Source organism: Ruegeria sp. HKCCE4148, from assembly GCF_017872495.1.
GTDB lineage: Bacteria > Pseudomonadota > Alphaproteobacteria > Rhodobacterales > Rhodobacteraceae > Ruegeria.
This window is the reverse complement of the sequence record NZ_JAEDOS010000002.1, coordinates 186,843-201,770: the sequence shown is the minus strand read 5'-3', so window position 1 is coordinate 201,770 and position 14,928 is coordinate 186,843. Positions and strand designations below refer to the sequence as shown.

14 protein-coding genes are annotated in these 14,928 nt (G+C 56.3%); 5 read left to right on the top strand and 9 right to left on the bottom strand.

The genetic code is table 11. The annotated features are described in order from the left end of the window. The 3 genes from I9187_RS06175 to I9187_RS06165 are packed head-to-tail and all read right to left on the bottom strand — an operon-like array spanning window position 1 to window position 3,816. Entirely contained in the window at window positions 1–366 is a 366-nt protein-coding gene (locus I9187_RS06175; protein WP_171174622.1) for an RNA-binding S4 domain-containing protein, read from the bottom strand. A 6-nt stretch (window positions 367–372) separates the two neighbouring features. After that, window positions 373–3,189 carry a DEAD/DEAH box helicase gene (locus I9187_RS06170; protein ID WP_216598996.1) on the bottom strand — a complete coding sequence of 939 codons (2,817 nt, stop codon included), beginning with the start codon at window positions 3,187–3,189 and terminating at the stop codon, window positions 373–375. An 18-nt stretch (window positions 3,190–3,207) separates the two neighbouring features. After that, a complete protein-coding gene (locus tag I9187_RS06165) occupies window positions 3,208–3,816 on the bottom strand; it encodes a tetratricopeptide repeat protein (RefSeq protein WP_171174626.1) in 609 nt (202 codons plus the stop codon). A 30-nt stretch (window positions 3,817–3,846) separates the two neighbouring features. Between I9187_RS06165 and I9187_RS06160 the strand changes: the two genes are divergently transcribed. From I9187_RS06160 to I9187_RS06150, 3 genes are all read left to right on the top strand, one after another. After that, a complete protein-coding gene (locus I9187_RS06160; protein WP_171174628.1) occupies window positions 3,847–4,137 on the top strand; it encodes an SCP2 sterol-binding domain-containing protein in 291 nt (96 codons plus the stop codon). Next, window positions 4,137–5,087, top strand: coding sequence for an alpha/beta hydrolase (locus tag I9187_RS06155; RefSeq protein WP_171174630.1), 951 nt, complete (start codon window positions 4,137–4,139; stop codon window positions 5,085–5,087). The genes I9187_RS06160 and I9187_RS06155 overlap by 1 nt, the downstream gene beginning before the upstream one ends. Window positions 5,088–5,196: 109 nt before the next feature. Next, complete coding sequence (locus I9187_RS06150) at window positions 5,197–7,017, top strand: M3 family oligoendopeptidase (RefSeq protein ID WP_209509225.1); 1,821 nt, start codon at window positions 5,197–5,199, stop codon at window positions 7,015–7,017. Here the strand turns inward: I9187_RS06150 and I9187_RS06145 are convergent, their stop codons facing one another. The 3 genes from I9187_RS06145 to I9187_RS06135 are packed head-to-tail and all read right to left on the bottom strand — an operon-like array spanning window position 7,018 to window position 9,209. After that, window positions 7,018–7,893, bottom strand: coding sequence for a DMT family transporter (locus I9187_RS06145; RefSeq protein ID WP_209940112.1), 876 nt, complete (start codon window positions 7,891–7,893; stop codon window positions 7,018–7,020). A gap of 13 nt (window positions 7,894–7,906) precedes the next feature. Then, complete coding sequence (locus I9187_RS06140) at window positions 7,907–8,176, bottom strand: DksA/TraR family C4-type zinc finger protein (RefSeq protein WP_171174636.1); 270 nt, start codon at window positions 8,174–8,176, stop codon at window positions 7,907–7,909. 58 nt (window positions 8,177–8,234) lie between these two features. Continuing rightward, complete coding sequence (locus I9187_RS06135) at window positions 8,235–9,209, bottom strand: Gfo/Idh/MocA family oxidoreductase (protein WP_171619255.1); 975 nt, start codon at window positions 9,207–9,209, stop codon at window positions 8,235–8,237. 253 nt (window positions 9,210–9,462) lie between these two features. On the opposite strand from I9187_RS06135, the gene I9187_RS06130 reads away from it, so the two are divergent. After that, complete coding sequence (locus I9187_RS06130) at window positions 9,463–10,548, top strand: fasciclin domain-containing protein (protein ID WP_209940111.1); 1,086 nt, start codon at window positions 9,463–9,465, stop codon at window positions 10,546–10,548. Between the two features lie 44 nt (window positions 10,549–10,592). Here I9187_RS06130 and rpoH read toward each other — a convergent pair whose 3' ends face one another. Next, window positions 10,593–11,489 carry an RNA polymerase sigma factor RpoH gene (gene rpoH / locus I9187_RS06125; RefSeq protein ID WP_171174643.1) on the bottom strand — a complete coding sequence of 299 codons (897 nt, stop codon included), beginning with the start codon at window positions 11,487–11,489 and terminating at the stop codon, window positions 10,593–10,595. Window positions 11,490–11,631: 142 nt separating this feature from the next. Continuing rightward, window positions 11,632–12,669 (bottom strand): RluA family pseudouridine synthase, encoded by a 1,038-nt coding sequence (locus I9187_RS06120; RefSeq protein WP_171174645.1) that lies wholly within the window; start codon window positions 12,667–12,669, stop codon window positions 11,632–11,634. On the opposite strand from I9187_RS06120, the gene I9187_RS06115 reads away from it, so the two are divergent. Then, window positions 12,668–12,970 carry a DUF6476 family protein gene (locus I9187_RS06115; RefSeq protein ID WP_171174647.1) on the top strand — a complete coding sequence of 101 codons (303 nt, stop codon included), beginning with the start codon at window positions 12,668–12,670 and terminating at the stop codon, window positions 12,968–12,970. The two genes, I9187_RS06120 and I9187_RS06115, sit on opposite strands and share 2 nt — an antisense overlap. A 43-nt stretch (window positions 12,971–13,013) precedes the next feature. Here I9187_RS06115 and I9187_RS06110 read toward each other — a convergent pair whose 3' ends face one another. Beyond that, entirely contained in the window at window positions 13,014–14,915 is a 1,902-nt protein-coding gene (locus tag I9187_RS06110) for an ATP-grasp fold amidoligase family protein (RefSeq protein WP_171174649.1), read from the bottom strand. Window positions 14,916–14,928 lie beyond the last annotated feature (13 nt).

Below are 14,928 nucleotides of genomic sequence, written 5' to 3'. Positions count from 1 at the left end.
TCAGCGATCTTCTGTGCGAGAAAGATCAAGAGCGCGCCGATCCTTCTTGGTTGGACGACCTTTTCCTTCGAACCCCGGATTTTTAGGAGGCACGTCCTGTTTTTCCGTCATATCGAAGTACAGCGTTTGCGCCTCGGGGGCCGGACCGCGGCGTTCGCCCAGTTTTTCTACACGCACAACCCGCACGATACGGCCCTGGGGAAAGGTCAGAACGTCTCCGGATGCCACGGCTTGCGCCGGTTTGAGCACCCGGTTTCCGTTCAATCGGACATGGCCGCCACTGACCTGCTTGGCTGCCAGGCTACGGGTCTTGAAGAACCGCGCCTGCCACAACCATTTGTCGATCCGCAGCTTGGCCTCGGCCATCTTGTGTCAGTTGCCGTCTTTCAAACCCATAAGCGCCGCAGCGAATGGGTTGTCGGGATCAATGGCCTTTTCCTTTTTCGGAGGCCGTGACGAGAAGGTCTTGGCACCCTGAGGTTTGCCGCCCTTCTTGCCGTGCGGCTTGCCGCGACCGTCCTGGGGTTTGCCACGGGGCTTGCCTTTGCCCTGCCCCTGCTCGCGGCGCGGGCCACGGTTTTGCTGGCGTTGACGGCCCCAGGTGAAGGTATAGAAAACCTCAACCTCGGGCTCATCCGGTGCGGCGTCAGGCGCTGGTGCCTCGGCTGCCGCCTCGGTGCTTGTCGCGGCCTCGTCTGATGCCTCGGCGGGTGCTGCAACCTCGTCGGTTGCAACTTCTGCAGTTGGCGTTTCTTGCGCGCTGGCTTGATCAGAAGACTCAGTCGCAGATGTTTCCACCGGCGCCTGTTTGAGTTTTTCGCGCTCGCCACGCTCGGCCTTGTAGCCCAGGCCCTGCATCAGGTCTGCGAATTGTTCCAACGTCATGCCGGTGATCGACAGCATGTCCGGCTTGGCTTCGAACCCTCCCCGGCTGTCTTCGGCACGCAGCATGTCAGCCAGACGTTCCAACATGTCGATCCGGATCGAACGTTCGCCCGCATCGCGGTAGCCGCACATAGTGTCATAGCCCTGCGGCGCGTCCTTGGCGACGGGCACAGTGACCAGACCCGGAGGCGGCGCTTCGGGGAATTCCTGCAAACCGCTGGACAAGCCCCACAGCACCAGACGCAGGCGTGTTGGCGCGGGTTTCAGCAGCAGCGGCATGAAGATCGTGAATTGGCCAAACCGGATGCCATGCTTGCGCAGCGCGCCACGGGCATCCTGATCCAAATCCTTGACCTCTTGCGCGACTTGACCGCGTGGCAGAACGCCCAAGGCTTCTACCATGCGAAAGGCAAAGCCCTTCGCCAGTCCCGTCAGTTCTTCGTCGCGCGACAAGTTCAGCAGCGGCTCGAACAGCGCAGCGACCTTGCGGTCGATGAAATGCTGCAACCGGCGCTGCACTTTCTGTTCGACATCCGGCCCTGCGGCCTCATCCACAAAAACCTCGACCATTGGCTTGAGAGGCTCTGCCCCGGCAACCAGCTTGCCGACGGCGTATTCGCCCCACATCAGGCCACCCTGATCCGTGAAATCAATTTCGGTATCGGGCGCATTGTAGAAGCGATCGGCGCGCAGATGGAATTGCGGCGCGAGTGCTTGCAAAGAAGCCGATTTCAAAGCTTTTGCCTCGGTCCCTTGCGCGCTTTTGTCCGGTGTAAACCGGAACCCTTCCAGACGACCGACGAATTCGCCTTCGACGGTCACTTCACCCTTGTCATTTACTTCGGCCAAAAGGGCCTCCTTCTGTTTGAGCCGGCGCAGCAAAACAGATGTACGCCGGTCCACAAATCTTTGAGTCAAACGATCATGCAACGCGTCTGACAGTCTGTCTTCTACAGTGCGTGTTTCGTCACGCCAATGCGATTCGTCACGGACCCAGCCGTTTCGTTGCGCAACATATGTCCAAGTGCGAATATATGCCAACCTTTTGGACAACGTATCAATGTCACCCTGGGTCTGGTCGATACGGCGAATCTGCCGCGCCATAAAATCATCCGGGATCGATCCGCGCTCGTGCAGGTGACCATAGATCACTTCAAGCAAGCTGGCGTGTTCTGCGTGGCTGATGCCGCGAAAATCGGGGATTCGGCACACGTCCCACAACAAACGGATGGATTGCGGATCGCTGGCGCGGGCTACGACCTCGGTCACTTGCGAAAGAGATTTGAGCGCGTTCAGGTCATCCGCAGGGCGCGCTTTGATCAGATGCTCATCATTTGGGCTGACCTCAAGCGAAGTGATCAGCGCGTCGATGGAGCCGAACCGCAAGGCGGCATTCCGCCAGTTCAGCTTTTTCATCGGCGTAAAGCGGCTGTCCATGATGGCCTGCGCCACACCTTCGTCCAGCGGCGGGGCCTCGCCCGTCACACCAAAGGTGCCATCAGACATCCCGCGACCGGCCCGGCCCGCAATCTGCGCCAGTTCATTCGGGGCCAGTGGGCGCATCCGGCGGCCATCAAATTTGGTCAGAGATGAAAACGCGACATGATTCACATCCAGGTTCAGCCCCATCCCAATGGCGTCGGTGGCAACCAGATAATCGACTTCGCCGTTTTGATAGAGGTCAACCTGAGCATTCCGCGTTCGTGGGCTGAGCGCCCCCATTACAACGGCCGCCCCCCCTTTCTGACGGCGCAGCAATTCCGCGATGGCATAAACATTGTCGACCGAAAATCCGACAATGGCGCTGCGTGCAGGCATCCGGCTGATCTTCTTTGACCCAGAATAGACCAGTTGAGACATCCGTTCGCGCCTTACGAATTGCACTTCGGGAACAAGCGCCGCGATGGGGCCGCGCATAGTGTCAGAGCCTAGGAAAAGCGTCTCGTTCGTGCCACGGGATCGCAGCAGACGATCTGTAAAGACGTGGCCGCGTTCGGGATCGGCACAAAGTTGGATTTCGTCGATCGCAACGAAATCTGCCCCCATGCCTTCAGGCATGGCCTCGACCGTGCAGACCCAATACTGGGTGCGCGGCGGCACGATGCGCTCTTCACCCGTTACCAAGGCCACAACCGACGGGCCACGAATGGCAACGATCTTATCATAGACTTCGCGCGCCAGCAGACGCAGCGGCAAACCAATCACGCCGGTGCGGTATCCCAGCATCCGTTCGATTGCGTAGTGGGTTTTACCTGTGTTTGTCGGGCCCAATACGGCCACTACTCGGGATGACCCGCTCACCATTGCCCCCTGCCCCAGACCTTACAGCGCTGCGCCTTCAACCTGAGGCTTCAGTCGATTCACCGCATTGGTTACTTCTTCATGATGGGGATGTATAGCCAAGGCCCGCGAATACGCGTCATAGGCTTTCTGAGGCTCTCCGATAATCTCAAAGATCAAACCCAGCCCATATATTGCCTCATAGTGGTTGGGGTTGAGGGTCAATGCATGCTCCAGATCAGCAGCCGCCATTCCGAACCGTTCAATTCCGAAAAAAGCCGAGGCACGTACATGCCAGCCTTCCGCAAATTCGGGTGCGTGATCTGTCAACGCTGTCAGATGATCCAATGCGGCGTCTACGTCTCCGTTTTCAAGCGCTTCGCGCCCTCGTTCCAACAACAGATCCGCCGAAGCTGAACCGGACTGTGCCCACAGCGCCTGCAACTGCCGATCCAGAGCCATAGCCTGTTCGGGCGTGGATTGGGCCAGTTGCTGCAGCAGCGCGTCTTCATCCCGCAAATCCGCCTGTTGCGCGAAGCAACTGGTGGAAAACGTGACTAGGACAACAAGTGCCGCAACGGTACCTTTGAGATTGTGGATTGCAATGCTCATAACAATCGTCAGTGTAGCGTTGCGACCGGGGATGTCCATTCACGGCGCACAAACAAAATGAGGAAAAGCATGAGCGAGATTCTTGAAAAGGCGGCAGCCGCGCTGAATGAAAAACTGGAAGGCGGCGCATTCGACGCCTCGGCCAAGTTTGCTATCGCCGATCTGGGCGCAATCGTGTTGGACGCAGACGGCGCGCGCGTCAGTGACGATGATGCGGACGTTACAATGAGCGCTGACGCCGAAACGTTCGAGCAAATCCTCAGCGGTGAGCTGAACCCTACGGGTGCTTTCATGTCGGGCAAGCTGACCATTGATGGCGACATGGGCGTTGCTATGAAACTCGCATCGGTGTTGGCCTGATGGAATTGACGCCGGCCCCTTTTTTTGAAGACGTGGCCGGCGGTCCCGCCGGTGGGAGCGCCCACTGGCTGATGACTTCTGACCAGATTCGAATCCGTGTGGGTCATTGGCGACCCGAAGGCGATGCGCATGGCACGGTGCTGATGTTTCCCGGTCGAACCGAATATATCGAGAAATACGGAAGCACCGCAGCCGAGTTCATCCAACGCGGCTTTGCCATGCTGGCGGTTGATTGGCGCGGTCAGGGCCTGGCGGACCGTTTGCTGGACAACCCTCGTATTGGCCATGTCGATCAGTTTACAGACTACCAGCATGACGTTCAGGCGACGCTAGATCTTGCCCGTGCGCTGGATCTGCCGAAACCCTGGCATGTGATCGGACACTCAATGGGCGGTGCTATTGGGTTACGCGCCGTGATAGAGCAGAAGTGCTTTGCCGCCTGTGCTTTCACCGGACCGATGTGGGGTATTTTCTTCACCCCGGTTATGAAACCCCTCAGTCGTGTGACAGCCTATTGGGGTACGGCGCTTGGTCTTGGTGAAAAGACACCTCCGACCACAACCCTGGAAAGCTATGTCCTGTCGCAACCGTTTGAAGGCAACATGCTGACCCGCGATGCGGCGATGTTTAAGATGATGCAGGATCAACTAAAGGCCCATCCCGAACTGGCGCTTGGTGCGCCTTCAAACCTTTGGCTGCGCGAGTCGCTGGACGAATGCACCTGGCTGATGGAACACCCCGCCCCAGACACACCTTGCCTGACCTTTCTGGGCAGCCACGAACAGATCGTCGACCGCAAGGCGATACGCACACGTATGGAAAACTGGCCAAACGGCACGCTTGTCGAAATCCCGGATGGCGAGCATGAAGTGTTGATGGAGGCACTGGAAGTGCGCGGTCCGGTTCTGGATCAGCTGGCCGCGCATTTTCAGTCCAACCCAACCGGCTAGGCCGTGGGCTGAAAAGATCGGCCCCTTTGCCCACTCAAAGGACTGTCCGCTTGTGATCCGGTCGCGCCGGCCCTAGATGTTTGCAAAAGATATCTACAAAAGGTGATCCATGCGCGACCTTCCCTTTCCCGTCCGTGACGCAAACGCAATGGGCGGTGCCGACAACCTTGGTAACCTTCCGGAATGGGATCTGAGCGATCTCTACACCTCGGAAGAAGCGCCCGAGCTTGAGCGTGACCTGGGCTGGCTGGAAGGCGAATGCGGCGCCTTTGCCGCGGATTACGAAGGCAAACTGGCCGAGCTGGACGCAGCCGGCTTGCTGAATTGTGTACAGCGCAATGAAAAGATCAATTCCATTGCCGGACGCATCATGTCCTTTGCTGGTCTGCGCTATTATCAACTGACCACGGATTCCGAGCGCGCCAAGTTCCTGTCAGACATGCAGGAAAAAATCACGATTTTCACCACGCCGCTGGTTTTTTTCACTCTGGAACTCAACCGTATCGACGACGTTGTGCTAAAGGCTCATTTCGACGCCAATGCCGATTTGGCACGCTACGAGCCCGTTTTCCGCCGCATCAGAGCGATGAAGCCTTACCAGCTGTCCGATGAGCTGGAAAAATTCCTGCACGATCTGGGCGTTGTAGGTGATGCGTGGGAACGTCTGTTTGATGAAACCATAGCTGGACTGACCTTTGACGTTGACGGCGAAGAGCTGAATATCGAAGGCACCCTGAACCTGTTGACCGAGCAGGATCGCTCTAAGCGCGAAGCGGCTGCGCGGGAACTGGCATCGGTGTTTCAGGACAACATCAAAACCTTTGCCCGTGTTCACAACACACAGGCCAAGGAAAAGGAAATCGTCGACCGCTGGCGTAAAATGCCCACCGCGCAGACCGGGCGTCACTTGTCAAACGATGTAGAGCCCGAAGTGGTCGAAGCGCTGCGCGAGGCAGTTGTGGCCGCCTACCCCAAGCTGAGCCACCGTTATTATGAGCTGAAGCGCAAATGGCTCGGTCTGGATGTGATGCAGGTCTGGGACCGCAACGCGCCCTTGCCCATGGAAGACACACGCGTCGTCAATTGGGACGAAGCCGAAAAGACCGTCATGGACGCTTACAATGCCTTCGACCCACGCATGGGCGAGATCGCATCGCCGTTCTTCTCAAAGGGCTGGATCGACGCGGCGGTGAAGCCTGGCAAAGCGCCAGGTGCTTTTGCGCACCCGACAGTCACTGATGTCCACCCCTATGTGATGCTCAACTATCTGGGCAAACCACGTGATGTGATGACCCTGGCGCATGAGCTGGGCCATGGCGTGCATCAGGTGCTGGCCGCCGATCAGGGTGAGATGCTGTCCTCTACCCCGCTGACGCTGGCTGAAACAGCCTCGGTCTTTGGCGAAATGCTGACCTTCCGCAAGATGCTGGATCAAGCCGAAACCCCGGAACAGCGCAAGGTGCTGCTGGCCGGTAAAGTTGAGGACATGATCAACACCGTGGTCCGCCAGATTGCATTCTACGATTTTGAATGCAAGCTACATGCGGCCCGTCGCGAAGGCGAACTGACCCCGGATGACATCAACGCATTGTGGATGAGCGTTCAGGCCGAAAGCCTTGGCCCGGCATTTGAATTCATGGACGGGTACGAGACCTTCTGGGCCTACATCCCGCATTTTGTCCACTCACCCTTCTATGTCTACGCCTACGCCTTCGGTGATGGCCTCGTGAACGCGCTTTATTCGGTTTACGAAAGCGGAGCGGACGGGTTCGAAGACAAGTATTTCGAAATGTTGCGCGCGGGCGGATCGAAGCATCACAAGGAACTGCTGGCCCCATTCGGATTGGACGCGAGCGACCCGAAGTTCTGGGACAAGGGCCTGTCGATGATTTCTGGCTTTATTGACGAGCTGGAGGCGATGGAAGGCTGATCATTTTTGGTTCTTGGTTGTAAGGAATATGGCCAGGATAATCAAAACAGCCCCAAGGGCCGCAATTGGAGTGATTGTGGCCCCCAAAAACAAGGCTGAGTTGATGAAAGTAAATACGACGGACGCCGCGAACATCAACGTGGCTGTCAAGGTTGAAACCCGAGCGGCCGCCTCATACCAAAGGTAATAGGCCAATGCGGTAGGCAGGACGCCTAACAAGGTCAAAAACAAGACGTCGTTGGCTGTTGGCAGCTTAAACAAAAAAGCTGCCAACGGCAGCAACAGCACGCCCGCGCACAGGAAAATACCGAAAAGGAAGTTCAACCGCTCTTCTGTTGATTTTGAGCTGCGCATTGCACGGCTGCTGGAAACTAGAAACACTGCCCAGCTTAGCCCGGCTCCGATTTCCATAAGATCGCCATAAAAAGGGTCTCCGCCGCCCTGAAAATCCCGGTAAACTGTTAGGAAAACTCCCAGAATTGCCAGCGCCGTGGCCAAGACATCTGCACGTGTCACCTGCGTGTCGGAAAAGAAATACAAGAAAATCAGAACAAAGAACGGAGCAGTATTCTCCAGTACCATGGCACTTGCCGCGCCTGTGTATTCAAGGCCAACATGGAATAGGATGTAGTTGATCACCGTCGACAAGACTGCGAGCCGAAAGTTCCAATCGCCCAACTTAATCGATACTGAAACCCGCATCACACGTAACATGCAATAGATCGCCAGAGCGGCGACAAACAGACGTGTTACAGCGATTTGCAGCCCGCCCAGATCGCTGGTCAGATAACGTACAATAACGCTGTGCGTGCCCCAAAGGAGCGCTGCCAGGAATCCCAGAACCAGACCATTTTGCGTCAGTTTGGTGCTGAGCATCGCTTTGTTCCGATTACTTCAACTGACTGTCTTTCGAACCTCGACGATTCACTCCACCCCTCAATTTGAACGCGCCATCGCGTTCTTGCTGGCAATCGAGGCAAAGTTTGACGCCCGGCAGTGCGATGCGTCGCTTTTCGGGAATGGGTTCTTCGCATTCCGCACAATGTGTCAGGCTTTCCCCCAAAGGCCGCTTTTGTGCCTGCATCCGCGCCAGCTCATCCGAAATCGACGCTTCGATCTGTTCGCTTACCGCGCCGTCACGCGCCCAACCTCCGGCCATGGCTCACCTCCTGAAACACAGGAGGATACGATAGCCGGTGCTTGAGCCGCTTAGCAAGTTACAGCGGCTCTGCGCCGACAAATACGCGGTCGATCATCTCTTGCGTGCTGCGCGAAAACTCCAGTGGACAGGGATAGTCCACCCCTTCGCGGACCGAACGGCAGAACGCCTCGACCTGTAGTTTGTAGTGGTCCGCACCGGGGAAACGGGTGATCTGAACCTCTAGCCCTGGACGATGCAGTTCGACTCGTGCCTCGCCGAACACTCGGGCATTGAAAGGGGTTGTCAGGCGGATCAGGCCCTGCTCGCCATGGAACACCATTTCCTGATGAGGGTGCGCGCGAATGGATACGTAGGCGGAATAGGTGAACCCCGGGAACTGGGCCCGGATTTCCGTAAAGACATCGATGTCATCCTGCCAACGGATTGCAGATTGTACGGACACGGGCTCTTCCCTGGTGGCAAAGCGTGCACCGCCGATCACATAGACGCCGATATCCCGCAAACCGCCGCCGCCGGTTTCAGCGCGGTTACGGATGTTCCCGGTATCCGCCCGATTGTCAAAACTGAACGCACCGGTCACATGCACCAAATTCCCGATGGCCCCATCCGCGATCAGATCACGGGCCAATTGCCATTGGGGGTGATGCACGATCATGTAAGCTTCGGCCACAAGCAGGCCGGTTTGATCGCGTTTGGCGATCAACGCGTCGAACTCATCTGCGCGCATAGTCATCGGCTTTTCGCATAGCACGTGCTTACCAGCGTCAAGGGCCTTCAGGCTCCATTCGACGTGCAAATGATTGGGCAGAGGGATGTAGATTGCGTCTATCCCTGGGTCCGCCAACAACGCGTCGTAACTGTTGTGAACTTGGAGGTCAGGGCAAAAAGACAGAAAAGGGTCCGCCTTTGCCGCGTCAGAGGTCGCCAGGGCCGCCAACTGCGCGCCGTAGGCGGAATGGATCGCTGGCGCCATATATTCCCGCGCAAATTTCGCGGCCCCCAAAACGCCAAACTGAACAGGTCTTTGCATCGCGCCCTCCCTATTTGTCCACGCCAATTTGTTCAATCATCGCAAGAATAAACGATGTGACGCTTTCAAAATGTCATCGAAATAAAGCACGCCTTTCCCGTAGCATGCAAGCTGGCCCGCCGCCACTTATTCACTTTTCCTGATCCGTTTCCGTGTCTGCCCGTAGCAAACATATCGACAAGTGCGCAGCGCAATTATGTCTGCCGCTTGTCTTGATCAGACGTAACCAATTGGGTGGGAGAAACCAAAAACGATGGATATGCAGACGACAACCAAGGATCAGCAAACCATAACCGGGATTGTCCTGAACAGCGGCGCGCCGGGCACCTTTGACGAAAACCCGGATGACTTTGACATATTGCGTGAAGCAGCGATTGCAGCAGGGCTTGTCGGAACATTGGATAGCCCTGAAGTGGATTTGACGGTCTTCGCACCGAAGGATTCAGCGTTCATAAATTTGGCCCAAACCCTTGGCTTCGCGGGCGATGACGAGGCGGAAGCGCTGAATTTTATCGTCAAGGCACTCACGCTTCTTGGTGGCGGAGATCCTTTGCCCTTGCTGACCGATATCCTCAAGTACCATGTGGTTGACGGAGAATTCACCAAGGACGCCGTGGTTGCGCTGGGTAACGGTGCTGAGATTAACACCCTTCTGGGATCATCTCTTGAACTGAACCTGGAAACGTCACCACCGAGCTTGGTTGATGCGGACGCTGCTATTACTGACCCAAACCTGGTTGCATTTGACGTGGATGCGTCCAATGGGATCATTCACGTGCTGGACGGCGTGCTGCTTCCGGTATCGGTATCAAGCATACTGGGTCAGAAAAATACCGATTTCATTCTGGGTGATGACACTGACGAGTTCATTTTCACCGGGAAGGGTCAGGATTTCATCCATGGCGGTGGTGGTCGCGATGTTATCAAAGCGGGTAAAGGCAATGACGTAGCTCTTGGCGGCGACGGGAATGACATCGTTTTTGGCGGGCGCGGCAAGGATATTTTGCGCGGCGATGATGGCCACGATAAAATCTACGGAGGTCGCGGCGCTGACCTGATCGATGGCGGTGCTGGCGATGACATCCTGATCGGCGGACGCGGCAAGGATACTTTCGTCATGGAGAACGGAGGTGGGGACGACTTGATCCTCGATTTTCGCGCTGGCAAAGACAAGATTGATCTGTCCGGATATGACGGGATTACCAGCTATGAAGATATCGAAGACGACATCTCTGGTGGGTTCTTGCGCACAGAGATTGAATTGGACGATGGCGACAGCATCGTACTGACTGGTGTTCGCCCAGGTCAGCTCTCTGAAGACGATTTTGTTTTCGTTTGAAGCGAAACAAACCAGCCCGCAGAGATTGCGGGCTGGTTTTTCGGTCAGCTGGTTGCCAGCATGCCTTTTTCACGGGCCAGATCCCGCATTTTCTTTTGCAGTTTTTCAAACGCGCGCACCTCGATCTGACGGATACGTTCGCGGCTGACGTTGTACTGCGTGCTCAGCTCTTCCAGTGTCACCGGCTGATCCATCAACCGGCGCTGGGTCAGGATGTCCTTTTCCCGATCGTTCAGAACATCCAGTGCTGCGGTCAGCAACTCGCGGCGGGCTTCCAATTCATCGCGCGCCTCATAGTCACCCGCCTGATCGGCATCTTCATCTTCCAGCCAATCCTGCCATTGCATCGTGCCCTCGCCTTCGGACCCAACGGTCGCGTTCAGCGAGGCATCCCCACCGGACATACGGCGGTTCATGCTGATGACTTCCTCTTCGGTCACACCCAGATCATTGGCGATTTGAGCGACATTTTCCGGTCTCAGATCGCCTTCCTCCAACGCGCCGATACGAGCCTTGGCCTTGCGCAGGTTGAAGAACAGCTTTTTCTGAGCCGAGGTTGTACCCAGCTTCACCAATGACCACGACCGCAGGATATATTCCTGAATCGAGGCGCGAATCCACCACATGGCATAGGTCGCCAACCGGAAGCCTTTTTCAGGATCAAACCGTTTGACCGCTTGCATCAGGCCCACATTTGCCTCGGAAATCACTTCGGCCTGCGGCAGGCCATAGCCGCGATAGCCCATGGCGATCTTGGCTGCCAGACGCAGGTGAGATGTCACCATCCTATGCGCGGATTCGGTGTCCTGCTCTTCGACCCAGCGCTTGGCCAGCATGTATTCTTCTTCCGGCTCCAGCAGGGGAAACTTGCGGATTTCCTGCATATAGCGATTCAGGCCGCCCTCGGGCGTCGGTGCGGGGAGATTTGCGTAGTTTGCCATTATGATGTCCCTCCGACAAATGTTTAAGTCTTTAACATAGGATATGGGTAAGGAACCCTGCCTATTCAAGAGGTGCTGTTATCAGTCTGAAATTAAACTTCTGTTAAGGGAAGATAAGAAACTCTTTCTCACGGGACTTTGCTTATTGTGACACTGGTTTGCGCAGCCCTGCAATCAGGGATTTCATATCTTGCGGCAGGTCAGCCTCGAACCGCAGGTTTTCGCCGGTCACCGGGTGTTCGAAGCCCAAAACCGCTGCATGAAGGGCCTGACGCGGGAAATCGCGGACAGATTCAGCAGCCGAAAGCGAAAACGCCTTGGCAGACAGCTTGCGCTTGCCGCCGTAAACTGGGTCTCCGACCAGCCCATGCCCTGCATGAGCCATATGCACACGGATCTGATGGGTGCGTCCGGTTTCCAGCCAGCATTCGATCAAGGCCAGCCCTGCGGGTGTACCAAAACTCTCAACAACCCGTGCACGCGTTACTGCGTGGCGCCCCCCGTGAAACAGAACCGCCTGCCTCTGACGGTCTGTCTTGTGCCGCGCAAGCTGCGTGGTCACGCGCATGATGTTGCCGGGTTCGAAACTGACGCCTTTGACACCGCGCAAACGTGGATCGTTTGCGTCCGGCACTCCGTAGCACACGGCGCGGTAATACCGTTCGACACTATGGGCTGCGAATTGCTCGGCCAGGCCGTGGTGTGCAGCGTCCGATTTTGCCACCACCAAAAGGCCACTGGTTTCCTTGTCGATCCGATGCACGATGCCCGGACGTTTTACCCCACCAACACCTGACAGATCATCCCCGCAATGGTGCAGCAACGCGTTCACCAGAGTGCCGCTTGGCGAACCCGGCGCGGGATGCACGACCATGCCTGCGTGCTTGTTCACAACGATTACGTCCGCATCTTCAAAGACAACCTCAAGCGGGATGTCTTCGGGGCCGATATGGCTGTCTTCGGCCTCGGCCACGACGATGGTAATATGTGCTCCTTCCGAGACTTTTGCCTTAGGGTCACGTGCTTCGCGCCCGTCGATCTGAACCGCACCCTCTTCGATCAGACGCGCCAACCTGGTGCGCGACAGGTTTTCACCGTCTGGCACATCCCTCGAAAGCGCCTTATCAAGGCGTGACGGCGGATCAGCCGCGATCTGAAACTCAATCTGGCGGGTGCCCATGACTGTCCCTTCCGAACCCCAAGAACCGCAGGAAACACCGCAGCTGCGATTGCTGCGGCGGATGGTCATGTTGTTGACCGCGGTGATGATTGGCGGGGTTCTAGTGACATTCGCCCTGATTGTCATCCGCCTATCGGACCGCACCCCCACCCTTCCGGATCAGATCGAGTTGCCGGACGGCGCGAAGGCCCAGGCGCTGACCATCGGCTCTAACTGGTATGCAGTTGTCACGGATGACAACCGTGTTCTGATCTTTGACAAAACGACCGGAAAGCTGCGCCAAGAGATTGCTGTTGAATGAGCCTGAGCAACATTTGATCCGCCTACTGGATCTTTAACGCAGGCTAACTGGCGTTTGGAAACAAAGATGTTCCGACCCATGCAGCGCCCAATTGCTGATCCAGCGCATCTGAGCGTATCTTCTGCTTTCCCGCAGTTGGAGACAAAGCAACTTCGCGCAAGCAGATCTTTTCCCCGACCAAGCACAAGTTTATTCTGGCGAATTCGACATCTTTTGCCAGGGTTTCAGCGATCTGAATCATGTCATTGAATTGCGCAGGCTGCGGCTCTGTATCCGAACTGCTAGGGAAAAAAAGCTCTTGGGCCAGATAATTGTATTCGCGGTCGTGTAACATCTGAATGCGTCCGCGCGCGCTGTCTCGATCTACCTGCACCAAAGTCACGCGCCCGGCAATTACCCAGAACTGCCATTCAGTGACAGACTGTTCACCAACAGTCTGATCTTGTTCGATCCAATAGGATGGCTTGCTGGTAACGCGCCACCAATCACCGGTCCAAAAACCCTCTGGCGTTTTGGTCTTGTGCCACGCCGCCATCTGAGCGTTCGCCTCATTACGCTTAGCATCGTCCATTGGAAGCGACAGAGAAATCTGGTGCGATGCGCTGGCTGAGCCTTTCAGGCTATACTGCCCAGGCTCGCATTCAAGCTTGTCCGGCAAGCCCGGAACATGTGCATGCCACACTCGATTAGGCACGGTCAGGCGATCCGGCAGCCTTTCAAAAGCCATGTCGTTGTCGGCGATGAACGCTTGTGGGACAGCCCCCAAAAGCTTCATGACCAACAGCTTTTCCATAAATGTGCTTGGGTCACAGAGATCGGGTAGATGGCGATGGCTTTCGGCGAAATTGAACATAGCCAACGCGAGCGCATTCAGCCGCGCTGCATCGCTGCGGTAGTGATCCCAGCCTCGCAAAAACCCCTGAGGCGGTGGGTCGTTTACACCAAAGAGATTGCCAGCAGTGATCTTGTCCAACTCGGCCTGTGCTGCCTTCAGATAGTCTTCCCGGTCGGACAGCAAGGCCGTTGACATTGCCCCACCCGTAGCCTTTCGAATATCTTCGGTTGTTGCGCGAAGCCCAGGCAAATTTGCCGGAAACTCGATCGGCTTGGGTCCTTTTCTGCCATGGCGCGGCAAAGGCGCATCGCTGGCGCGGATGCCTAAGTTCCGCAGGCGCCTGTCGAGGAAGGAATGCCGTTTGATCCCATTGGCGATCCACCACCGCATTCGGCGGCCCCACAAATGCACGGCAAGAGTATTTTCCTTGATATAGGTCTCTCTGAATTCTCGAACGTGAATGTCGTTGGCTTGCCCTGCCTGACGGAACGGTAGCGGATAAAACACGGGGATTGGGCTGGCATGCTTCAACTCATCGTGTTGACGCAGATACCAGGTCATAACGCCCGGACCGTAAACACTGTGTTCCTGATCTGAAGCGTGCGGCAACTCTCCAGCACTCTTCATGCGCTCCAGCTCTTCCCGTTCTTCTCCTTCAACCCAAGGGCGGATGGGGTACGGGTCCTTGCTGTAGTCGATATACGCGTCTAGCGCCGGACTGTCGGCTGGCAGCCGCATCACAGCATTGCAAATCGTGTCTCGGTTGTAATAGCCAAAGATATGATCTATTTTTGGGATCGAAGCCAGCGCCACAACATCCGTGTCACACCACAGGAAGTCCGTCTTTTTCATCAACTGAAGTCTGAAAATGTCAGATTGCGGTACAGGTGTTTTGAATTGATTGTTCATAATGAACTGTTTCGGCTCATGCACCTCGTTGGCAGATACCAATTCGACACCAGAAGGCACGTTTTCCACCTGACCGTAGTGAAACAGAACCACTCTGTGCCCTTGTTCGACAAAGGACAACATGCACATCTGTTCCAGAAAACTCAGACGCCCTTCCATCCAGAGCATCCCAATCGTCGGCAGAGAGCGATCCGCAGCCATTTCAATATTCTCC